The sequence below is a fragment of the Teredinibacter sp. KSP-S5-2 genome, from assembly GCF_032773895.1.
Classification (GTDB): Bacteria; Pseudomonadota; Gammaproteobacteria; order Pseudomonadales; family Cellvibrionaceae.
Genome location: NZ_CP120416.1, coordinates 1,824,099 through 1,845,599 on the forward strand (window position 1 = coordinate 1,824,099; position 21,501 = coordinate 1,845,599).

Below are 21,501 nucleotides of genomic sequence, written 5' to 3' on the forward strand. Positions count from 1 at the left end.
ATTCACACGCAATTTAATACATTTCCAACAAATGTAGTGAAAGTTTTTGTGAATTGCCGCAACGACATTGAGGGGATGACGAAGTCTTGACAGTTCACCTCTTACCTGAGAAATCCAGACGAAAGTAGTACTGGTCTAAGTTCTAAAAGTTCTAACCATCATGGCGCACTATTCATTGTTTGTATAAAATGTACTCAGCTTTAAGGGAGGTGTATTTGGTACTAAGGGGAGGTATTTACACACTTATTTAATAGGAATTAACGCGCTATGCACGAAAATGTACCTGTGTTGCCACTTGTCAGACCAGAAGTCGTAGAAGCAACCTACGCAGATATGATTGTCGAGTACTTGAAGCGATTGGGCATTAAATACGTGTTTGGGGTTCCGGGTGGTGCAATTGAACCCTTGCTAAATGCGCTAGCTCGATCGGAGCGTAATGGAGGGCCGCAACTGGTTGTTGCACGGCATGAATGTGGCGCGGCGTTTATGGCCGATGGCTATTACCGCGAAACGGGAAAAATGGCTGTGGTCTGTGCGACAACGGGGCCGGGAGCAACCAATTTAATTACTGGTGTCAGTTCTGCCATCAGTGATGAAATTCCGATGCTGGTGATTACCGCACAAACGCCACTACCGAAATTCGGTCGACGCGCACTTCAGGAGTCGAGCTGTACCGCGATTGATACTGTCGGTCTATTTCGTCACTGTACTCGCTACAGCACCTTGGTTTCGCACCAGGAACAGCTGGAAAGTAAATTAGTATCATCTATTATGTCTGCGCACAGAATTCCAAATGGTCCTGCGCACATTAGTATTCCTTCGGACATTCTTCGCTCCAAAACCCAAATAAAACCGCATATCCACTCAGATTTATTTGTTCACGACTTTTATGTTTCCGACGACCTGGCGATCAAACAACTGTGTGTGAAGCTGGGCAAAGTGGACACCATTGCCATGTATATTGGAAGTGGTGCGGGTAAAGCGATAAAAGAGATTCGGGAATTTATCGACTTAACTGGCGCAGCGTTTGTAACTGGGCCTGTTGGTAAATCCTGGGTGGATGAAATGCATCCGCAATATCACGGAGTATACGGGTTTGCCGGACACGAAAGTGCAAAACAACTGTTCCGAAGCGAAAAAATTGATTTGATTCTGGCGGTTGGTGCAACTTTAAGTGAAATTGGGACAAGCGGTTGGAACGATGAGCTGTTAAATACCAAGCTGGTTCATATTGATGCATCGGTAGAACATTTTACTCGCTCACCCATGGCTAACTTGCATGTATTTGGTAACTTAAAAGCGATTTTTTCCCAATTGGTAAAAAACGTGAGGGAAGCGCGGAAATGGGGACGTAAATGGAATGCTTTGCCTATGAAGGGCATTGCTAATCGTTTAAATAGTTTATTACCCATTGAAGATGTAAAAAAATGTTTTAGCCACAGCACCCCGGTTAAACCACAAAGGTTGGTTTCTTATTTAGCATTAAATTTGCCGGAAGATACCCGCTTTTTTATTGATGCCGGTAATGCCTGGGCTTGGGCGACACATTATTTTATTCGTTCAAATGACCAAGGTTATTACCGCATCGCTATGGGATATGGTTCAATGGGTTGGTCAATCGGTGCCTCCATTGGCTCTGCCATGGGGAATCCTTCTGCACCCACTGTATGTTTGGTAGGCGACGGCTCCTATCTGATGAGTGCTCAGGAAATTACCGTTGCCGCTCAGTATTCTTTGCCTGTGGTGTTTGTTGTGATTAACGATGCCGCCTTGGGAATGGTTAAGCACGGCCAGCGTTTGGGTGGTCAGGAATCCATTGGTTGGGAATTAAATAAAATTAATTATGCTGCTATGGCAGAGAGTATGGGTGTAACAGGAATTCGCATTGAATCTACGGAAGAACTGCTCAACCTGAATATCAAACAGTTATTGAAGAAAAACCGGCCCGCAATTATTGACGTCTGTGTCGACCCCGAAGAAGTTCCGCCAATGGGCGACAGAATAAAAGGCTTGGCCGATAACGAATCCGCCACCCCAGGTGGGTAATCTCGACTAAAATTCAAATTGTTGTACATTTCAAAGCACAGGCTGTTTTTAACGCCTGTGTTGTCTTTTCTCTTTAAATTGGAATTAAGTATGTCACGTATAGAAGCTACAGGTAGTTATTTACCATCTAAAATTGTGCCTAACAGTACATTCGTTGGAGGTAATGCGCTTTTTGATTCAATGGATGAGTACTTTTCGGGTTTCGAAGAACGTCGTCATGCAAACAGTGACGAAACGGCGCTCATGATGGGAGTTGAAGCAGCGAAAGATGCACTTGAAGGCAGTAAATACAGTGCCAGTGATATTGATTTGATTATCGGTATTATTCAGCCAAGCCGAAACCTTTACGGTGATGACCTTAACTTAATGCAACATCAGTTAGAGGCATGGAACGCAAGTGTTTACCCTTTAAATACTGCGTGTGCGACATTTATTTCTGCAGTGAGTATTGCCGACTCGTATATTCGAACGGGTAAAGCCAAAGTGGTGCTTGTTGTCACATCAACGGATTGGGTGAATACTGTGCTGGACACAGAAAAACCAAACTATGCTTTTGCTGGTGATGGTGCCGGGGCGGTGATTCTCGATGGAGAATATAATTCGTTTATTGACCAGAATGAACTGAACAACAGTAAACCTGAAGTGTTTGATGCGTTGGTGATGAAAAACCCACAATTTACTGGGAAAAAAGAATTTTTCACCGTGTCGCCACCTAAAGGTCGAACCACCGTAAAAGATTTAATTTTATTTCCATCTTCAGTGGCTAAAACATTAGTGGACAGAAACAAAGATATCGAAATAGATTGTGCCATTATGCATCAGTCTGGTTATAAGATGATGCAAACCTGGGCCGATAAGTTGGGTATTGAAGAAGATAAAATAAAACATACTATTGGTTTGTATGCCAATATGACGGTGGCAAATATTCCGGTAACTCTTGATTACTGGAGTAAAAAAGGTGAAATAAAACGAGATGAAGTGCTTTTATTTATGGCGCCTTCAGCTGGTGGATATGCTGCTGCAATGCTGTGGCGCTATTAAAAGTATTGGAATAAGTCGCAGGGATGCGATGTTTCTTTAGCCGGATATCTTCGTTTTGGGGCTTAATCGCGATACAGCTTGGCGTGTGGCCCCAATATTTTTTGCAGTTCGCCAGAGTCCCTCAATCTTTCCAGTGTTTGGTTAAACCGGGTAACGAACTTTTGGTTTTGCGCATTGTTATGGCAAATCAATGAGGCTCCTTCACCTTTAAAAACAAATAAGCTTTCATCAAAGTGCGGAATAGGGTAACCGAGTTCTTCTGCTTCAATCATGACATCGGGTGTAAACCCAATGATCGCATCTACTCTGTTGGCCATCAGCATCTTCAATCGAATCTCTTCCGACTCAACTTCATCAATGGTTGCTGTTATTCCTTTTAAGAAAATGTCTTTGTCAAAGCCCAACCAGATGGCTACTCGTTTATTTTGTAATTGCTTGAATGACGATAACGTGTCGTTACTTTGTCGAGTAAATAAACGCATGCTGATGAAATCAACAGGCTCAGAAGCGAGGAACTCACTTTCACTTTTCCCAATTTGAAAGTGATTCATGACAGAGTTCAGTGAGGAGGGGAAAACGCAGTCCGATACTGTGGCAAACATTTTTGCTGTACGCGAAAGGGGGAGAATTGTCATATCGTAGTTCAGTCCATTCTTCGCCATTGTTTTCCACAGCAGATTGTACTGAGAGCTGTTCCCCTTGGTTAGCCTGGTTTCGAGATGTACTCCTGCAATCGTAATAACAGGTGTGGGCTCAGCACTTGCTGAGGAGCATAGAACAAACACGGTAAGTGATAATACTAAGCTAGAAAAAACAAGCTTCTTCACAGGTGCTCCAAATTGTCGCTTTTATCGAGATCCCTCGTTGTTATTGCATAGAATTGGAACAAGTCAAAACCTGAATTGATGCATTTGGCTAATACTACGTTATTGTGCCTATTAAAAGCTGTAACCAAGTGTTGCTCCCCATTCCAGCCGTCTTCCATAGGTTGCCGTTGAGGCCCCCACGGATGCCATTTCACTGGCACCGCTGAGATAGTACTTTTCGTCGGTCAGATTATTAACAAATAATGTCAAATTCAGGTGATCAGATTGATCTGCCCAACGAATGAAACCATTCAATAGAGTATATCTTGGTTGTGCAACGGATTCTGTGTTGAGAGGATCATTGTATGTCTTGCTTTTGTAACTGCCTTCAATAGCAAACGTGAACTCGCCGAAGGACTGCGTTAGGAGTTGATATTCGGTTCTTAAATGCGCATTCCATTTGGGGATTTTTTGTAGTTCGTGATTCTTGTTGAGCAAAGTGTTACTTTTTAACTCGGTATAGCTGGCATCGAGGTAACCGACACCCATATTCAGATCCAGATTATTAAATACTGTGGTATTTAACTCGAGTTCAGCACCATTAATACGAGCCTTCGCTGCGTTGTCGATGGTCACCGCAATCAGATTATTCGCCCCAACAGTTAAGACGGAAACTTGCAGATTGGTGTAGTCAGTTGTGAATACGGAGCCCTGTACGTAGGTTTGCGCAAATTGATGTTTAAACCCTAACTCGAATGATTTGGCTTCTTCCGGATCAAATTTGTCAATAATTGGTTCACCGGATTCATCGCGAACAGGATTAACCAGTCGCCCATTGTAGCCGCCGCCTTTAAACCCTTCGCTGTAGGAAAAGTACATAGTCGACTTATCTGAGAAATAATAATTTGCACTGAGCATTGGCGAGGTATCTGTCCATGAATCGGACGGGTTATCCATCGGCCCAATGATTGCCTGTCCGGAGTTTGCAGTTGATATGTCGATAAAAAAGTCTTTCTCTTCCTTGGTGTAACGCAGGCCGCCAGTTAGGGCGACTTTTTCATGCAGATTCCAGGTTGCCTGGCCAAAAGCCGCTCGACTTTCCACATCAATTTTATTGAAGACCCTAAACGATGCGTCGGCAGCACCGCCGGTGACATCATATAAGCCATCCATAAAAACAACATCCTGAGCATTCTCAATGCCTTCCGATAAATAATAGAGTCCAGCTGTCCAGGCTAAAGTGTCATCGAGTTCACCGGACAAGCGCAACTCCTGACTAAACTGGTCTTGCTCATCCTCGGTTACCTGGTGGCCGTAGTCGAGGGGGGAAGCATCCGCATCGCGGCCGAGATTGCTTTGCATTTCTCGTTTGCTGGTAATGGATGTCAGTATCATCGAATCGGAAAGAGCGAAGTTTCCGGTAAGAGCTAAACCGGAGATATCCAGGTTGTCGTAATTTGGTCCGGTGCTGTAGTTGTTAAAGCCATCGTCGTTTGCACTTGGGAGCCAGCGCGAATCCCAGGATGTGCCGAACTGAGGTTCAGCAATAAGTGCGTTAAATGTTTCCCAGTTTTTCCATTCTGAGGGTGGAACCGTGCTGACATCACGGGAATCCTGAATTTCCACCTGTACTTCAGCGGCCGAGTTTTGCCTTTGTGCAGTGTGGTCTCCGGTCAGAGTGAATTCAAAATCGTCATTGAACTGCCAGTGAAGTATGCCTTTTGCTGTTGTGCGATTAATATCACCAAAATACTCATCACCCATATTCTGCTTTACGTAACCGTCCCGGTTTTCATCAAGTAACGATAAGCGACCACTCAAACCACCAAATAAGCCGCCCTCAACACTTAAAGCCAAATCTCGACGATCTTCATTGCCACCGGTAACTTCAATACTTGAGTTAAATTCTTCTGTTGGTTTGCGAGAAATAACCTGGATTGCACCACCTATGGTGTTTTTTCCAAACAGTGTGCCTTGCGGGCCGCGCAAAATTTCAACTCGCTCAATATCGTTTATTTTTAAAACACTTCCGACTGAACGAGCGATATAGACACCATCAAGATAAATCCCCACACCGGGGTCATTGGTTGCCAGAAAGTCGTTTTGGCCAATACCACGAATAAACACCGCGGCAGCATTGCTTGTACCGGAAATAGGGGGCGATGAACTGAATTCGACATTGGGTGCGAAGTTAGCAACTTGCGATATATCTTCAATAGTCGGGCTTTGCAGAATATGCTCATTGAAAACGCTGATTGAAATGGGAACGTCTTGTAACCGTTCTTCCCGTTTTCGGGCTGTGACAATTACCTCTTCGGTATTGCCCGATAGGCCCGAGGAATTCGAGCCTTCCTGTGCATTACCTGCGGCTGCATAGGTAAGGCTGCATGCAAATACCAACGTAATGCAAGGATACAAGCGGTCTACAGTTCTCATTGTTCAACCCCAATACATATATAAGGCGGCAGTTTTTAATAATACTTTTTTGTTTACAAGCGTTGTTTTCATAACTAATTATTTAAACGCTTATTATTCTTATTGGATATTTATCTAATAGTAGAAGAAAGAACCAGTGGGTGCCATTTTCCGGGGGAAGTCATTTCTACTTGCATACCAGTCGTGACTTAAACAACCTAAAAATCCACCGCTAAAGCGGTGGGTAAGATGCTTTTAAGCAGATAGAATATAAATTAATGTATTCGTTATTTGATTTGTGCTGGCCTGTGCACCAACCAATTTTGCTCGCTTCTGCTAGTGCTGCATTCAATAAGTTCATGCTTCTATAGATAAAGAAGGCAAATTATCTGGTATGGGCAGAAGCCAAAAATGGGTAGTGGTTAAATTTTTTGCAATTTATGGTAAAAACATGGCATCTATATCGGGCGAGGGAAGAGGGTTAGTTTTAGTGTGATGCTTTGTACAAAACGCGCATTAATCATTACGGTTTAAAGGGAGTATGTTCTCAGCGGGAACTGTGGTATTCGGAACTAAAATAAATGTGGAGTATGGGAAACTCTCCTTATAGTTAAGAGCTGGGTCTTTCCCTTTAGCGTTGTCAGGAATGGCTGGATGTTAAATATTACTTCATTAATTGTTTGCATAAACGAATGAATTTAATCAATGTGTGACTCCAAGAATGTTGTCGCTTTGCGTATCATAATTACGGGGTCGAATGAGTGTACAAAGATGTATAGTGATTGGAATATCAGTAGTAAGTAGAATTATATTTATCAGGTTTTCTGTTTGTTCAGAGTGATTTTTATAATTTTTTGGTTAAAAATGTTTGAAAGGTCGTTGCTATGGAAAAAGCGTTAATAAGAATAAAAACCATTGAGTTCCTACTAATGATTTTTGCCGTTTTAATTGCTTTCATTAGTATAAGTACATTATGTTGGACTAAAGCGGATGGGAGGGTTGAGCGAAGTGGTGAAGGGAGGTATAACGGAGGGGCGTTTAATCTCGCTCCAAATGGGAACTTAGGAAGATTTAGTGGTTCTTTTTCTTGGGTTAAAGCCGAGTACACTTATTCAGTTCATGGTGAAGAGTATCGAGGTAATTTGGTTTGTTTCTGCTTCCCAATTGGTATGAAAGTGCCAGAGTTCTATAGTGTTGTAAATGTTTATTACTTACCCTCTATTCCATCTGTATCCGTTCTACACAGGGGGCCTCATTTAGTTGGGCCCTTATTTCTATTGTTTATAGGTCTTGGTTTTCGAGCACTTCGAAAACGAATCCAGTCTATTGTTGGTGCTTAGTATATTTATTCTATGTGTATCGCCAGGCCGGTATCGATGAGCTTTTGACATTTCAACTGTATAAAATAGCGGTGTTATACTATATGAAAAATTGTAGTCAGAGGGGCGAGTAATGATTGTTCTTGTTATCGGTTCTGTTTTAATTGTAGTAGGCGCTGTTTCCATTAGTTTTGTTTCTCTGGCTAAAACACTGGAAGAGCATGATAAAGTCCAATGGCTAAAGTTGGGATCACCCCGTGGAACGTCATTTGTTGATTTGGGCAAAACTATTGGTATTTTTAGCTGGGTTCTAAGTCGTGGTTTCGAAGCTTCACCCAGTAAAAAGGTTCAGGAACAAGGTAAATCTGATCTGACCAGAGCCCTTTTTGCCAAATACAGTATGCTCGTTGGGGTATTGTGTGTTTTTGTTGGTTTTGCACTTGGGCTGGCCAGTATATAGATATTCATAAAGCGGGCACTTAATGCTCGAGTTCGATTAGTTTAAGGTTGGCAAGTGAGGTGATCACATGTCTCTAATAGCGAAAACACCAGAGCCGCCGTACTACGCGGTAATTTTCACGTCACATCGTACCGAGGGTGACAACGGTTATGGTGATATGGCAAAAAAGATGCTTGAGTTGGCCGCGATGCAACCTGGTTTTTTGGGGGTTGAATCTGCGAGGGAAGAATTGGGGTTAACGGTTTCATATTGGTCTAACCTTGAATCCATCAAAAGGTGGAAAGCCAATCTGGAGCATAAAGTGGCTCAAAAGCTAGGTTATGAAAGATGGTATTCCACATTTAAAGTCAGAGTCGCAAAAGTAGAGCATGATTATGGGGTTTGATTCGTCTGCTACTTTTCGTTAGTTGTATTCTAGTATTTGGGGTTCCCCTATCAAGTAAGTCTTTGATCTGAGTGCCGAAAAGTAGTTGCCTATATAAAGTAGCCTCTGCCATGCACTTCATCATTATTCTATAATCTACCTTACAGATGGTAGAGGATGTTTTAATGGTTTTCGACTCTAGAGATAAAGGTGAATTACTAACAGGTTCATTAAAAACTGAGTTTAAAACTGTTTATTATATGGTTCTTCGCTATTGTCGCGACCATCACCAGCAAGATAGAGACCCCGGTAAAGATTTATGCTCTGAGTGTAGCGATTTAATTGAATACGCCGCCCATCGACTAGACTGCTGCCCGTATGGGCAAGATAAACCGACATGTAATCGCTGTCCCATTCATTGTTATAAGCCAGAACAGAAGCAGCAGATGCGTCTGGTTATGAAGTATAGCGGTCCAAGAATGCTGCTATCGCATCCTATATTGGCTTTGCGTCACCTGTTTCACGAACACCGATTGGCGGCGGAAAAGCCGAAAATAAACGCGTCAAATAAGCGTAAAAGAATGCGGGAAAAAGGTTAGTTTTTTTAGCAGCCGCTTAAAACTTTATTACTGCTATAACTTCTACTTTTGGAGTTCGTTACTAACTTTGTCATTTATGATTTGTAGTGCTTACTATGAATGACTTAAAACACTACTTCTCGTCTATTTCAATTGGCGTGGTAGGCGTCGTATTTGTCTACGTTTTCTATGGCTTCTATCTTCAGTTAGAAATTGAAAATCGAAAAGCCAGAATTGATGAAAGGTTGGGCGTGTGGTTGAAGAACGAGCCCAATGCTTACTCATATGTCGTTCACGAAGGGTGTATGCTTTTTCGTTCTTACCAAGTAATACATAAAAACGGCGAAGACCTTTTCTTTGATATGAAACTCTATTGTGATCCCGAAGAATCACCTGGTTGTGATGCTGGTAAGCGCAATATACTGGGAATTTTTGAAGAGATAAAACGTATATCTGAAAGTGCCGAGATGTTGGATGTTACCTACAGTGATATCGGCTATCCATCTGAGGTGGATATCGACTGGCGGAGAGATACAATTGATGACGAGTGTTTCATTGCTGTGGAGGATTTTAGGGAAATATAGAATAGATAATTGAAAGGATTTTCAATTTAGTTTAAACCAAGCTTGGGTTATATAAGTAAAGGTTAGGCCAAGGTAATCAATTATTTTTAGGTCGTGGGAGAGTGTAATATCCCACGGCCTTTTTATCTTTGGGTTAAGGAATAAATTTTATTAAACTCTATCATAACTGGTTTATACCGATTTCCATGTTGCAACTATTCCTATAGTAAAACTATTCGACCGGGTTCGGCATCTAGGTTGAATACTAGCAGGCTAGTTGAAATACCATTTAGTGAAAATCCTATTTCACTTGGTGCTTATCCAGGTGGCTAGCTTATATCTCACAGAAATTAGCAGTGTACTTATGACAAACAAAAATAGTGGGTTTGGTTCTGGAACATTGACATGGCGTTCAAATGCGAGTTCATCGAATGATACACCAAGATTGCCATAGTGGCTGGAGATATCCATTCTGACAAAAGATGCGCTCACAGGGGTGAATTCAAAGGTCTGAGCGAGAGAATCTCCTGAATAATTTAACCCAGTGTCGGCAAAAAAGTTACCGATAAAAATTTCAGATGAAAAACTAGCGTCTGTAGATGCTGTCAAACTAAATGTCTTAATTCCCTGACTTCCTGTGGCCCGATTCCAAAGAGCAAGAGATTCGATGGTTACTAATTCTCCAAAACCCAATAATAATGATATATCCGAGACTCCTTCTGCAAAACCCAGCCCATATTCTGCTACATTTTCGTGAGATATCGGCGGGCGGCCATCTGTATTTGATGATAGGTAAAAATCAAAATCAGTCACGCCAGAGGTGTAGTTCCACCTCAAGCCGCTTTGATCTATTACATTACTTAAGTTGTATGTATTGTCGTAGATAGGGGCGTTAGAGCTAATCGTTTGAGCTTGAATAATAACCCCGGCGATTCCCGCTGAAGGTAATAATGCGAGAGCAGATCCAATATATTTAAGCATTTTTTTTATAGACATATAAAACTTCCTGTAAGTTTTGCTGACCACTTATTTGCAATAAAAGTAAAATCTCCATCCAATGAAGATACTTCGATAGGGGACTGATTTTTTACTGAAAGTGAGAGCGGCGTATGTTTGTATCGTTTTCCTTCACTCCTTGAGGAGTTGTTAAAAAATATCAACTTTTTGGGAAAATGGCAAATGGAATATGTATTAAAGTTAAAAGCTGCAGGTGAAAACATAAGATAAAAGTTGTTCTATTGTCCCATTGTTGGCTGTAGCAATAATATGCGGCGAGACAGTTGCTTTTTGTTTTTGATAATCGTGTTTTAAATAAGCTGAATACGGCGACAGCGTCAGGTGCTTTGAAGCGGATAGACTCAGAAATTCGTAATCCTAAGCCATACATGAGTTCTGCGATGAGTTTAGTGGAGTCTTTTGGCCGACAAATTACTTCAAGCGCTTCGCTGTGTGTCAGAGCTATGGGAATTCGGTTGGGTTTTTTGGATAGGTATGGACTATATCAGATAAGGGTGTTTTTAATACATCGTGATATAAAAAGGCTAAAGCATTGAGATCGGTTTTCTATGTGTTTGGAGAAACATTGCGTTGCAGAGCAAGATATGTAAGAAAACTAGATTCCTTCGTGTAGTCTACAGAACTCCTGCGGCACTTTCTCATAAAGTAGATAAATCGTCTAAGCCAAGTTGAATACGTCTTTTCTGTTTTGTAAGCCATGCTTTTAATACGAATGGCGTCACGAGTACATTGAAAAAAGGACTAGGTTCGTTCTCCAAGTTTATTGGGATATCTTCCATGACAATCCTTGTATTTAAATTGGTCTGTTTAAATATGTAGTAATTTGAGCCGTTTTCAACTCTCTTGAGGGGCTTGTTCGCTGGAGTTATACGTACCTAATGCGCAAAACTTGCTAGCTTATTTATCAGTATTCATTGGAAGTCTATTAAAATCAAAGGATTATGTCATTACGTTGTTGAGCGGATAGGTGTTTTACGCGACAAAAATCCAGGTGGTTTTATACTTTGTGTACGGCTTTTTGACCGTATGATATAGTTAATCCCTTGATTTTCAAGAAAAATATAAATGCAGAAAAGAAATATGCACACAAGGGGGTATCAGCACATGATGCGTAGAATAAACTGTTAAGCAGCAAGTCGAACATAAAAGCACATAAAGGAAAAATCTAAAAATGATCAAAAAAACACTATCTATTCTAGTTTTACTTGGCGTCTCTAGCGGTCTTTACGCAGAAGAGCATCATGATCTTGAAATTAGCATTTGTAGAGCCTTACCTTCTGGAAACATATTGCTCCGAGGAGTATCTTCTACGGATAATCAGAATAGAGATTTGGTATTTACAGAAAGCAGCAGCTTGAAAGAGGCCGTATTAGATCGCTACCTATCTCTTTGTATGGCAGCCTTTGCAACAGGAAAGATTTTACGTGCGGATAATTTAATTTGCACTGGAACATCTTGTAATCCAACTGGAGCAACAAGCTTAAGTTTAAAAAAGTAAAATATAGTTAACAAGGCAAATCGAAGAGTAAGAGGGCGCGATCAATTAATATAAGTGAACGAAATTTTACGATATTTGGTTTTGTTATTCTTGCTTCGGTAATTTCAATTACAATATTCGCCATCGTGTATAGAGGGGATAAGGTAGAGTCATTCGCTAATGTTGGTGTTCTTGTAGGGACAAGTTTATACCAAGGAAGAACTGGATCTGATGTTGTAGCTACAGTAGAAATACAGGGTGTTGAAAATGTGTTAATTCACTTGCCGGCTAATATTCCAATTCACAAAGGTCGTAAAGTCGAGTTAAATTGTACGAAATATGAATCTGGTTCGGTTAATTGTAAATTTATCAAGTATCAGTCTCAGCCTTAACAAGGCCATGTTGCATTGCCTGCAATCTGGCTGGAAAAATTTTTCGTGGTTCGTTTTGTGCTTTAACGCTACACTAGTGCAAGTTACTCCACTTTAAATTTGTCGCAAATAGCGGCGTTCAAGGTAAAAGTACAAAATGATACTATGGACTATAAAGAAGTAGAAAATTATTTAAGAGATTATGGAGCAGATGTTGGGGTATATGATTTCAATGGGCTAATTCATCTCGTTGCTGCAGCACTTGATAATCTAGAACGCGGACATTTAGAACAAGATCTAGTGGATTGCTCATCAAGTCTTAGTGAAGATAATATTAAATTTTTAAAAAAATTAATTCGCTATCATGAGCAGTGTTCCGATGATAGTTAGAAAAAACGTAGAACAAGTCAAGGCATTGGGTTCTAAGCACCATTGCTTGAGGCGATACACGGCTTCGCTCGCTACGCGGCCTCGACCCGTTGAGCGTTACTTATGAAAAAGCTTATATATACATTTTCAGTCTTGTCCGTTGGTGTTCTTCTTGGGGCTTTTATTATGTATAGCCTTATGGAAGAATTTCGAATGGAAACTATTCAAGCAAATAAAGTAGGAGAGATGTCTACAAATCTGTCTTCTTACTTGGAGTTAATTGAGCTAGAACCAATTGAGAGAAAGTGTAGGCTTTCACAATGGTCACATTTGGTGGCGCAAAATTTATCAGAAATGCATCTTAAAAAAGGTGTTTTGTACGAGCATTTCGTTTCAGGTGAAGTTCTCGTTGAAGGCTACCAAAGGAACGTACTAAAGAAGTTTGAAGAAAATAGGCCAGTCTTATGCAACTAATTTGGATTAGCTAGGTGAGGGTTGGTTTGAGTCAGAGGCAAAACCAGATAGGGATATTGGATTGTGTTTTATCCATTTTGGTCGGGGTCGTAAGTTATCTTCCGACCCATTATTGGAGCGGAGTAATGGGGAGCTGGCCGTTGCCAGAATTTCTAAAAGAATTTATGAGTTCCAATGGAAAGCTTGCTGTCGTAGCTGTAGATCTGTTCATAATTTCATTACCCGTATTTCTAACTTTTGTTGTTATAACCAATACCTTATGTCGAGTTCTTGGCAAGGTAAATGTTTATTTGTTAGTGGTATTTTTGATAGGCTGGTTTGTGCCTGCAATGTTCATCTATTTTCAGGAGCCAATACCCTCCGAGCTAATACGCGAATGGCCGCATGTATTGGTGGTACAGTTTATGCCAGTTTTTGGGGCTATAGCAGGATATTTGCTTTTGCGTAAGAAAAGTATCTAACAAAGCCAGAGGCTATCTTTTTACTGAGCATGGGGCGGACACTCGCTAGTGTTGACGGCGTTATGTGGGTAAGACCAGTGCAAAAGGAAGCTATAACTCATAGTCTTTACTTTAAATCGGACGAGTTGCATTCTAATAACTAAATTGCTTCTCATATCTATGAGGGCTTGAATAAGCTAAAAGAAGGCAGTATTTTGCTGCTAAGAATATATGATGAGAGTACAGAACACTTCAATCTGGATAAATAGTTGCTATAGCAGTGATTTAAGGTTTTTGTTTTTAATTTAGAGTCCGTTCTAGAGGTTCTCTCAGATTTGGACTTTTGGGGATTGGTTGATACTTGGGGGTAATTCATGGTTTTTAAGCATTCTTTAGTTGGGTGGTTGTGTTCCCTAATGGGAGGTGCGGTTTTACTGCTTGCGTCATGGATATTAATCCGAAGTTTATTTGTGTCTGATCCTATTCCCAGTCCTGGTGTTTTTATAAGTATTACTTTTGGTGTTTCAGGATTTTTCTTTTTATGTGCATATTACTCGTTTGTTGGAAAGCATCGCAAAGTTGATGAGAGGGATAAAAAGATTAACTTTAGCCGAGTTGATAAAGCTTACACTATTTTAAAAGCGAGCCTTATTGGATGTGTTGTATCGGGAGTCTTAGGGCTAGTTTTTGTAGTTGTGTTTAAGGACTTTGGCTCGGCTGAAAAGCTATTTTCAGCAGTACTGGTAGCCAATGTCGTCAGTTGGTGTGTGTATCTGGTTGTTTTTGGTTGGTTAACACATCGTTTTTCAGATAGTCCTGGTTCCTGGGTGTTATTTACTGTGTTTTTCACTTTTATTGGAGTGATTGTTAGCTTTTTGATGATCTCTTCCAGGATTTCACGAACGAAACGAGAACAATTAGATCAGTTGCGTAATTCTGGAAGCTAATATCAGATGTTCCTGACGAATTCATAGTTTTAAGAAAGAGTTGGTAGTCGAAAGAGTCCTTGGAAGTAGCTTTTCTATAAATAATTTGAACAATTTTCGGTTTTGGAATGCTCAATTGTTGGTGGTTTTTCCGACTTGGGAGAACGAGTTCTGTTTTGGTTGTAATAGTCTTTAAATTGATTGAGTTTTCATTGTAAGTGGGGGCTAGTCCAAAGTAAAGTGTGGTGGAGAAACCCTCTTTGAGTGATGCTGGTGATATGTTCAATAAATGGATGAGAGGTCGAAAAACCAGGAATAGATTTAACTTCCTCTATATCCATTATGTTGATATTTGTCCACCAATAACGAAATTCAAAAATTGGGTCGTTATCCGATCTTAAATTCTTTGGTAGTGTTTGTTTATATCGAATTGCATAAGCATGCGACAGACTGCGACGCCAATGATTCAATGCGTGAATAGATCCATCACGACCATAACTCAGTAGCTTTCACGTTGCTGATTCACAGCGAAAGAAATCGAGGCTCCTTAAACTGTTTTTGACGTGACAGAAAAACGTTAACCAAGAAGGGGCTTGATTATTTTCAGTTGGTTTGCAGTATATTGTCCAATACTCGTTAAACAACATTTTTATTGATGTTGGATTTCTTTTCATTAAGCGCTTTGTGAAAGCAAAGAATGGTAGTTGGTTTTAAAATATAGGTGCATAGCACGCTGCTGTGGTTTCAATCTCCAGCCACAGCTTTATATTCTCAGTTTATAGCTTTCTTCATCATCGTCGGAAATATCGATTGTATTTTTCCTGTGGAGTGTAACTTCTTACTTAATTGTATTCTGAGATTAAAGCTATAGTGCCTTGCTCCTTTTGCAGGGTTGTTTGCTTTTTAGCCAAAAATATTTAGGTTGACCTTATGAAAAGCGCTGTTATAATTCCGCGCTCTTTCAAGCAGGACAGCAAACAAAACCTGCATCTGAAGTGCCAGAGTGGTGAAATTGGTAGACACAGGGGATTCAAAATCCCCCGCCCTTAAAAGCGTGCCGGTTCGAGTCCGGCCTCTGGTACCATCTTAACTCCTTGTTTTTAAAATCTTTTTTGAAAAACCTCTCAAATCATTCGATTTGGAATACGTTTAGTCTGTGTTCGGGACGTTATAAACCGTTTCTGTTAATTAGTGCTCGAATAAAAAAATGTACAAATTTTGAGTAGTTGACTAAAATACTAGGATATTTGATAATTTCTACTAGCTAACATACCTGGTAATCGATATGCGTCTAACTACAAAAGGCAGATACGCCGTTACAGCAATGCTCGATTTGGCTCTTCACCAAGAGTCTGGTCCCATCAGCCTGGCTGATATTTCATCAAGACAGGGAATCTCTCTTTCATATCTCGAACAGCTTTTTGCAAAGCTCCGTAAACAGGCTCTGGTTAAGAGTGTGCGCGGGCCAGGTGGTGGTTATTTACTCGGCCGTGAAGCGGAGACGATCTCTGTTGCAGAGTTGGTTGATGCGGTTAATGAATCAATTGATGCTACCAAATGCTCTGGAGAGCAGGGTTGTCAGGGCGGTGATGTCTGTCTAACTCACTATCTATGGCAGGATCTGAGCGCACAGATTCATCAGTTTTTAAGCAACATTTCGTTGCAGGAGCTGGTGGACAGAAAGGATATTCAGTCTGTCCGTGAGCGCCAGGATGCGCAGGTTGAAGAGCCTGAAGCGTCAGAAACCGTTGAATCGGAGATCGAGATCAGCAATATCTAGCTGATACCGTTTCAATTGCCTTATTTCTCCACATAAAATGTGGATTTGTGGTAGTGTGCGCGTCCATGGCTGGGCGTGCAGCTAAGCTATATGCCTGCCTATTCTTGGTTGTATTGAGAAAGATATATGTCTGAACAAGTTGAGCACCTCATTAAGCACGAATACTCAGCTGGATTTCATACCGATGTTGAATCTGAAACCCTGCCTCCTGGTCTTAATGAGGATGTGGTTCGTTTTATTTCAAATAAAAAAGGTGAGCCTGAGTGGTTGACCGAATGGCGTTTAAAAGCCTTCCGAAACTGGCTGGAGATGGAGGAGCCATCGTGGGCCCATGTCAGCTATCCTGATGTCGATTTCCAGGCAATTTCTTATTATTCCGCACCTAAGAGTATGGATGACAAGCCGAAAAGCCTGGATGAAGTCGACCCTGAGCTAATCGAAACCTATAACAAGCTGGGTATTCCTTTGCACGAGCAGGAAATGCTCGCGGGAGTCGCCGTTGATGCGGTGTTCGATTCGGTATCTGTTGTCACCACCTTTAGAGAAAAGTTAGAAGAGGCGGGTGTTATTTTTTGCCCAATAAGTGAGGCAGTGCACAAACATCCTGAGCTAATAAAAAAATACTTGGGTTCTGTTGTTCCGCAAAAAGACAACTTTTATGCCGCCTTGAACAGTGCGGTATTCTCTGACGGCTCCTTCGTTTATATCCCCAAAGGGGTACGTTGTCCGATGGAGCTGTCGACGTATTTCCGAATTAATGAACAAAATACCGGACAATTTGAACGCACACTGATAGTCGCTGACGAAGGCAGCTACGTAAGTTATCTGGAGGGCTGTACTGCGCCCATGCGTGACGAGAATCAGATGCATGCTGCGATTGTGGAACTGATTGCAATGGATGATGCTGAAATCAAGTATTCCACAGTACAAAACTGGTATCCGGGAGATGCTGAGGGGAAAGGTGGCATATATAACTTCGTAACCAAGCGTGGTATCTGTCATAACCGAGCAAAAATTTCCTGGACTCAAGTTGAAACCGGTTCCGCAGTGACCTGGAAATATCCAAGCTGTATTTTAAAAGGGGATGATAGTGTTGGTGAGTTTTATTCGGTGGCTTTAACCAATAATTATCAGCAGGCGGATACCGGAACCAAAATGATCCACTTGGGTAAAAATACCCGTTCAACCATTATTTCCAAAGGGATATCAGCAGGTAAAAGTCAGAACGCTTATCGTGGTTTGGTGCGGATGAATCCTGGTGCGGATGGGGCACGTAATTACACTCAATGTGATTCGTTGCTGATTGGTGACAAGTGTGGCGCACACACATTCCCCTATGTTGAAAGTAAAAACCCTAGCGCTGTGGTTGAGCATGAGGCAACCACCTCAAAAGTGAGTGATGATCAGTTATTCCTATGCCAACAACGTGGTATTGATGCGGAAAAAGCAACATCCATGATTGTGAATGGTTTTTGCCGAGAGGTATTTAAGGAATTACCAATGGAGTTTGCCGTTGAAGCGGGTAAGTTGTTGGAAGTCAGCTTGGAAGGCTCTGTTGGTTAATAATCAGCAATTTTGTCGTAGCTTTGGCTCTGCCCGAAGTTTGGCTGTTTTATTTAGTTTGTAGGCTCCCTGGATTATAAAAATATCTACCCATAGCTTGCGGTGCTGACACTAGTCATTGAATCGGTGTTTAGTATTCTTGGTGCAAAAATTTAAAATTTGAATGAGTTTTGACGATGCTTAAAATTTCTGACCTACATGCCAGTGTGGAAGAAAAACAAATTCTGAAAGGGTTAAATCTGGAAATCAACCCCGGCGAAGTTCACGCGATTATGGGGCCTAACGGAGCGGGAAAAAGTACATTAGGAAATGTGCTGGCTGGTCGAGAAGGCTATACCGTCGACAGTGGTGCTGTCACTTTTTCCGGTAAAAATTTATTTGACTGGGAAACAGAAGAGCGAGCACAAAATGGTTTGTTTTTGGCTTTTCAATACCCGGTTGAAATTCCTGGTGTGTCCAATATGGAGTTTATGAAAGCTGCTGTGGATGCAAAACGCAAAGCTTTGGGGATGGAAGAGTTTAGTTCTGTTGAATTTCTTAAACTGGCGCGAGAAAAATGTAAGGCAGTGAATTTGGATCAGTCTTTCCTGAAGCGTGGCGTCAACGAGGGCTTTTCCGGCGGAGAAAAGAAGCGTAACGAAATCATGCAGATGATGTTGTTGGAACCGAAGCTTTGTATTTTGGATGAAACGGATTCGGGCTTGGATATTGACGCGCTACAGGTGGTTGCCGATGGGGTGAATACCATGCGCAGTGAAGAACGTAGTTTTATTGTGGTAACTCATTACCAGCGTTTACTTGATTATATTGTTCCTGACTATGTTCATGTGCTAGCCGATGGGAAAATCGTTAAAAGTGGCGATAAAGATCTTGCACTTAAATTGGAAAAAGAAGGTTACGGTTGGTTGGCAAAAGAAGCCGGTATAGAGGTGGCATAAATGGTTGAATTTGTCACATCGGTTGAAAACTTAGCGAGCCAGCAAAAAGCACCTGCATGGTTAAGCGCATTGCGAGCCGAAGGTGCAAACCAATGGCAAAATACACCTTGGCCAACACGCAAGACTGAGCGTTGGAAGTACACGCCATTGCGCTCATTAACAACACAAGCTTTTCAGTGGTCAAGTGTCGATGCGACGAGTGACCTTGATGAATCCCTGTTTGAAATCCCAGAGTTAGACTCGCATACATTAGTGTTTGTAAATGGCGCTTATTCTGCGGAGCTTTCCGATGATGCTTTGCCTGAGGTGGCGGTTCTGTTTAGCCAGGCTAATGAAACTCAGCAAAGTATTATTCAAAAGAATCTGGGCAAAATTGTTGATGTGAAGAAACATCAGTTTGCCTCGCTCAACAATGCGTTAGTTACTGAGGGAGTGTTGTTGCACGTCGAGAAAAATATCGTTTTTGATAAGCCCATACGCGTTGTCAATGTTAGCTCTGGAGTCGAGACTAACGTGCTCGCCCAGCTCAGATTATTGGTTGTTCTTGAAGATAATGCCCAGGCAGCGGTGATCGAGCAATTTATTTCTACTAGTGATAGCAATGCGGTATTTAGTAATACGCTAACGGAATTTCATTTGTCTAGCGGTGCGCAGCTTACTCACTACCGTTTAAATATGGAGAATGAAAACAATCTCCATACGGGCGGTGTTCATGCAAACTTGTTTGCCAATGCGACCTTGAATGCGTATTTGTTGGCCCAGGGGTGTGAATTAAATCGAGTCGATTACCAGGTTAACCACCTCGGGCAAGGTGCGCACCTTGAAATGCAGGGTGTGTATATCCCACAAAATAAACAGCTAGTGGATTATCACACTGAAATTGAGCATTGTGTTCCAAACTGCACTAGTAATGAGGTTTTTCGAGGTATTATTGCGGACAGCGCTAAAGCGGTTTTTAACGGACGAATTCATATTCATCCTGATGCGCAGAAAACACTGGCTGAGTTAAGTAATAAAAATCTTTTACTTTCAAATCAGGCCGAAGTGGATACTAAGCCTGAGCTGGAGATCTACGCGGACGATGTCCGTTGTGCTCACGGCGCTACTGTTAGTCAGATTAATGAAAAAGAAATGTTTTACCTGCAAAGTCGGGGGGTAAGCCGGCAAGAGGCGCAGGTGATGTTAAGTTTTGGATTTATTAATGAAGTTTTGAGGGAGTTTCCGTCTGAGGAAATTCAGAATTATCTTCGTCCAAAGCTGGCACGGGTATTTGGCAGGGATGAATCCCTGGTTAGCCATTTATTGCACGACGATCAAGATGACTAAAACAGTATTCGATGTATTAAAAATTCGTGAAGACTTCCCAATTTTAAAGCGGGTGGTTAATGGTATGCCGTTGGTTTATCTGGATAATGCGGCGACAACACAAAAGCCGCAACACGTCATTGATGCGATATGTCATTACTATACGCACATGAATAGCAATGTTCATCGTGGGGCACATACGTTGAGTAATGAAGCCACTGAAGCCTTTGAAGCTGCGCGTCGTGCGGTGCAAGATTATATTCACGCTGAGTCCAGTGACCAGGTGTTATGGGTTCGTGGAACCACTGAAGGCTTGAATCTTATCGCTTCCAGTTACGGCGGTATGGTGTTGGAGGCAGGGGATAAAGTGTTAGTGAGTGCGATGGAACACCACTCGAATATTGTTCCCTGGCAAATGGTTGCCCAGCAGAAAGGGGCTAACGTTGAACCTATACCTGTTGATGCGGAAGGTACCATTGATCTTGATGCATTTAAGTCTTTACTGGACGAGCAGGTAAAAATAGTTTCGGTTGGACATGTGTCCAATGCGTTGGGAACGATTAACCCTATTGAGGAAATTATCGCACTTGCCCATAAAGTGGGTGCGAAAGTTGTAGTTGATGGTGCGCAATCTGTTGGCCATTGGAATATTGATGTTCAGAAACTGAATTGCGATTTTTATGTGTTTTCGGCACATAAAATGTTTGGCCCCACTGGTATTGGTGCGGTATATGGTAAGCGTGAATTGCTAGAATCTATGCCCCCTTATCAAGGCGGTGGGGAGATGATTGAGCAAGTCAGCTTTGCTGGCACAACCTATAATCAACTTCCCTATAAATTTGAAGCGGGTACGCCAAATATTGCAGATGCCATTGGTTTTGCTGCCGCGATTGAGTACTTGAATGGTTTGGATCGTAAAGCCGCTGCAGAGCATGAAGCGGAATTGCTCAACTACGCGGTAAGTCTGGGTGAAAAACTTGATGGTTTTAACTTGATTGGTCGGGCAAAAAATAAAACCGGTGTATTGAGCTTTTTGCTGGAAGGCACGCATCCTTCTGATGTCGGGATGATTCTTGATCAAAAAGGTATTGCTGTACGTACCGGTCACCATTGCGCGCAACCGATAATGGACCAATATAAAATTCCCGGAACTATTCGCGCCAGCTTTAGTTTTTATAATACAAAACAAGAAATTGACGCATTGTTTGCCGGTTTGGAAACCGCAAAAATGTTTTTGCTATAGGACGTT

The 21,501-nt window shown here is 41.7% G+C and carries 20 protein-coding genes and 1 tRNA gene; 17 read left to right on the forward strand and 4 right to left on the reverse strand.

Annotated elements, in window-relative coordinates:
• Window positions 1–267: 267 nt before the first annotated feature.
• Window positions 268–2,046, forward strand: a complete 1,779-nt coding sequence (locus tag P5V12_RS08275) for a thiamine pyrophosphate-binding protein (RefSeq protein ID WP_316956881.1) — start codon at window positions 268–270, stop codon at window positions 2,044–2,046.
• 90 nt (window positions 2,047–2,136) lie between these two features.
• Complete coding sequence (locus P5V12_RS08280; protein ID WP_316956882.1) at window positions 2,137–3,087, forward strand: 3-oxoacyl-ACP synthase III family protein; 951 nt, start codon at window positions 2,137–2,139, stop codon at window positions 3,085–3,087.
• 62 nt (window positions 3,088–3,149) lie between these two features.
• Here P5V12_RS08280 and P5V12_RS08285 read toward each other — a convergent pair whose 3' ends face one another.
• Window positions 3,150–3,914, reverse strand: coding sequence for an ABC transporter substrate-binding protein (locus tag P5V12_RS08285; protein ID WP_316956883.1), 765 nt, complete (start codon window positions 3,912–3,914; stop codon window positions 3,150–3,152).
• Window positions 3,915–4,025: 111 nt separating this feature from the next.
• Complete coding sequence (locus P5V12_RS08290; protein WP_316956884.1) at window positions 4,026–6,329, reverse strand: TonB-dependent receptor; 2,304 nt, start codon at window positions 6,327–6,329, stop codon at window positions 4,026–4,028.
• An 863-nt stretch (window positions 6,330–7,192) separates the two neighbouring features.
• On the opposite strand from P5V12_RS08290, the gene P5V12_RS08295 reads away from it, so the two are divergent.
• From P5V12_RS08295 to P5V12_RS08315, 5 genes are all read left to right on the forward strand, one after another.
• Entirely contained in the window at window positions 7,193–7,648 is a 456-nt protein-coding gene (locus P5V12_RS08295) for a hypothetical protein (RefSeq protein WP_316956885.1), read from the forward strand.
• A gap of 112 nt (window positions 7,649–7,760) precedes the next feature.
• Entirely contained in the window at window positions 7,761–8,087 is a 327-nt protein-coding gene (locus tag P5V12_RS08300) for a hypothetical protein (RefSeq protein WP_316956886.1), read from the forward strand.
• A gap of 67 nt (window positions 8,088–8,154) precedes the next feature.
• The gene (locus tag P5V12_RS08305) at window positions 8,155–8,472 is read left to right on the forward strand and encodes an antibiotic biosynthesis monooxygenase (protein WP_316956887.1); all 318 of its coding nucleotides are present in this window, start codon (window positions 8,155–8,157) and stop codon (window positions 8,470–8,472) included.
• 164 nt (window positions 8,473–8,636) lie between these two features.
• A complete protein-coding gene (locus P5V12_RS08310) occupies window positions 8,637–9,050 on the forward strand; it encodes a nitrous oxide-stimulated promoter family protein (protein WP_316956888.1) in 414 nt (137 codons plus the stop codon).
• Between the two features lie 95 nt (window positions 9,051–9,145).
• Window positions 9,146–9,613, forward strand: coding sequence for a DUF6174 domain-containing protein (locus tag P5V12_RS08315; RefSeq protein WP_316956889.1), 468 nt, complete (start codon window positions 9,146–9,148; stop codon window positions 9,611–9,613).
• A gap of 285 nt (window positions 9,614–9,898) precedes the next feature.
• Here P5V12_RS08315 and P5V12_RS08320 read toward each other — a convergent pair whose 3' ends face one another.
• Together P5V12_RS08320 and P5V12_RS21780 are read right to left on the reverse strand one after the other, a co-directional pair.
• Complete coding sequence (locus P5V12_RS08320) at window positions 9,899–10,588, reverse strand: hypothetical protein (RefSeq protein ID WP_316956890.1); 690 nt, start codon at window positions 10,586–10,588, stop codon at window positions 9,899–9,901.
• A gap of 567 nt (window positions 10,589–11,155) precedes the next feature.
• The gene (locus P5V12_RS21780) at window positions 11,156–11,308 is read right to left on the reverse strand and encodes a phage integrase N-terminal SAM-like domain-containing protein (RefSeq protein ID WP_410483327.1); all 153 of its coding nucleotides are present in this window, start codon (window positions 11,306–11,308) and stop codon (window positions 11,156–11,158) included.
• Between the two features lie 472 nt (window positions 11,309–11,780).
• Here P5V12_RS21780 and P5V12_RS08325 point away from each other — a divergent pair, with 472 nt between their 5' ends.
• The 10 genes from P5V12_RS08325 to P5V12_RS08370 all read left to right on the forward strand — a co-directional run bounded on the left by P5V12_RS08325 (window position 11,781) and on the right by P5V12_RS08370 (window position 21,495).
• The gene (locus P5V12_RS08325) at window positions 11,781–12,107 is read left to right on the forward strand and encodes a hypothetical protein (protein WP_316956891.1); all 327 of its coding nucleotides are present in this window, start codon (window positions 11,781–11,783) and stop codon (window positions 12,105–12,107) included.
• Window positions 12,108–12,622: 515 nt separating this feature from the next.
• A complete protein-coding gene (locus P5V12_RS08330) occupies window positions 12,623–12,847 on the forward strand; it encodes a hypothetical protein (RefSeq protein ID WP_316956892.1) in 225 nt (74 codons plus the stop codon).
• A gap of 102 nt (window positions 12,848–12,949) precedes the next feature.
• A complete protein-coding gene (locus P5V12_RS08335; RefSeq protein ID WP_316956893.1) occupies window positions 12,950–13,300 on the forward strand; it encodes a hypothetical protein in 351 nt (116 codons plus the stop codon).
• A 910-nt stretch (window positions 13,301–14,210) separates the two neighbouring features.
• Complete coding sequence (locus P5V12_RS08340) at window positions 14,211–14,687, forward strand: hypothetical protein (RefSeq protein WP_316956894.1); 477 nt, start codon at window positions 14,211–14,213, stop codon at window positions 14,685–14,687.
• A 976-nt stretch (window positions 14,688–15,663) separates the two neighbouring features.
• Window positions 15,664–15,750 (forward strand) — tRNA-Leu (locus P5V12_RS08345).
• A 201-nt stretch (window positions 15,751–15,951) separates the two neighbouring features.
• Window positions 15,952–16,446 (forward strand): Fe-S cluster assembly transcriptional regulator IscR, encoded by a 495-nt coding sequence (iscR, locus tag P5V12_RS08350; protein WP_316956895.1) that lies wholly within the window; start codon window positions 15,952–15,954, stop codon window positions 16,444–16,446.
• A 126-nt stretch (window positions 16,447–16,572) separates the two neighbouring features.
• Window positions 16,573–18,009, forward strand: a complete 1,437-nt coding sequence (sufB, locus tag P5V12_RS08355; RefSeq protein ID WP_316956896.1) for a Fe-S cluster assembly protein SufB — start codon at window positions 16,573–16,575, stop codon at window positions 18,007–18,009.
• Between the two features lie 176 nt (window positions 18,010–18,185).
• Window positions 18,186–18,947, forward strand: a complete 762-nt coding sequence (sufC, locus tag P5V12_RS08360) for a Fe-S cluster assembly ATPase SufC (RefSeq protein WP_316956897.1) — start codon at window positions 18,186–18,188, stop codon at window positions 18,945–18,947.
• Complete coding sequence (sufD, locus tag P5V12_RS08365; protein WP_316956898.1) at window positions 18,948–20,273, forward strand: Fe-S cluster assembly protein SufD; 1,326 nt, start codon at window positions 18,948–18,950, stop codon at window positions 20,271–20,273.
• Complete coding sequence (locus P5V12_RS08370) at window positions 20,266–21,495, forward strand: cysteine desulfurase (protein ID WP_316956899.1); 1,230 nt, start codon at window positions 20,266–20,268, stop codon at window positions 21,493–21,495. Before sufD ends, P5V12_RS08370 begins: the two co-directional genes overlap by 8 nt.
• Window positions 21,496–21,501 lie beyond the last annotated feature (6 nt).

Bases quoted from the DNA above. Each gene is read 5' to 3' on its own strand.
- P5V12_RS08275 (WP_316956881.1), top strand. From the start codon at position 268: ATGCACGAAAATGTACCTGTGTTGCCACTTGTCAGACCAGAAGTCGTA.
- P5V12_RS08280 (WP_316956882.1), top strand. From the start codon at position 2,137: ATGTCACGTATAGAAGCTACAGGTAGTTATTTACCATCTAAAATTGTG.
- P5V12_RS08290 (WP_316956884.1), bottom strand. From the start codon at position 6,329: ATGAGAACTGTAGACCGCTTGTATCCTTGCATTACGTTGGTATTTGCA.
- P5V12_RS08295 (WP_316956885.1), top strand. From the start codon at position 7,193: ATGGAAAAAGCGTTAATAAGAATAAAAACCATTGAGTTCCTACTAATG.
- P5V12_RS08300 (WP_316956886.1), top strand. From the start codon at position 7,761: ATGATTGTTCTTGTTATCGGTTCTGTTTTAATTGTAGTAGGCGCTGTT.
- P5V12_RS08305 (WP_316956887.1), top strand. From the start codon at position 8,155: ATGTCTCTAATAGCGAAAACACCAGAGCCGCCGTACTACGCGGTAATT.
- P5V12_RS08310 (WP_316956888.1), top strand. From the start codon at position 8,637: ATGGTTTTCGACTCTAGAGATAAAGGTGAATTACTAACAGGTTCATTA.
- P5V12_RS08315 (WP_316956889.1), top strand. From the start codon at position 9,146: ATGAATGACTTAAAACACTACTTCTCGTCTATTTCAATTGGCGTGGTA.
- P5V12_RS08320 (WP_316956890.1), bottom strand. From the start codon at position 10,588: ATGTCTATAAAAAAAATGCTTAAATATATTGGATCTGCTCTCGCATTA.
- P5V12_RS21780 (WP_410483327.1), bottom strand. From the start codon at position 11,308: ATGGCTTACAAAACAGAAAAGACGTATTCAACTTGGCTTAGACGATTT.
- P5V12_RS08325 (WP_316956891.1), top strand. From the start codon at position 11,781: ATGATCAAAAAAACACTATCTATTCTAGTTTTACTTGGCGTCTCTAGC.
- P5V12_RS08330 (WP_316956892.1), top strand. From the start codon at position 12,623: ATGGACTATAAAGAAGTAGAAAATTATTTAAGAGATTATGGAGCAGAT.
- P5V12_RS08335 (WP_316956893.1), top strand. From the start codon at position 12,950: ATGAAAAAGCTTATATATACATTTTCAGTCTTGTCCGTTGGTGTTCTT.
- iscR (WP_316956895.1), top strand. From the start codon at position 15,952: ATGCGTCTAACTACAAAAGGCAGATACGCCGTTACAGCAATGCTCGAT.
- sufB (WP_316956896.1), top strand. From the start codon at position 16,573: ATGTCTGAACAAGTTGAGCACCTCATTAAGCACGAATACTCAGCTGGA.
- sufC (WP_316956897.1), top strand. From the start codon at position 18,186: ATGCTTAAAATTTCTGACCTACATGCCAGTGTGGAAGAAAAACAAATT.
- sufD (WP_316956898.1), top strand. From the start codon at position 18,948: ATGGTTGAATTTGTCACATCGGTTGAAAACTTAGCGAGCCAGCAAAAA.
- P5V12_RS08370 (WP_316956899.1), top strand. From the start codon at position 20,266: ATGACTAAAACAGTATTCGATGTATTAAAAATTCGTGAAGACTTCCCA.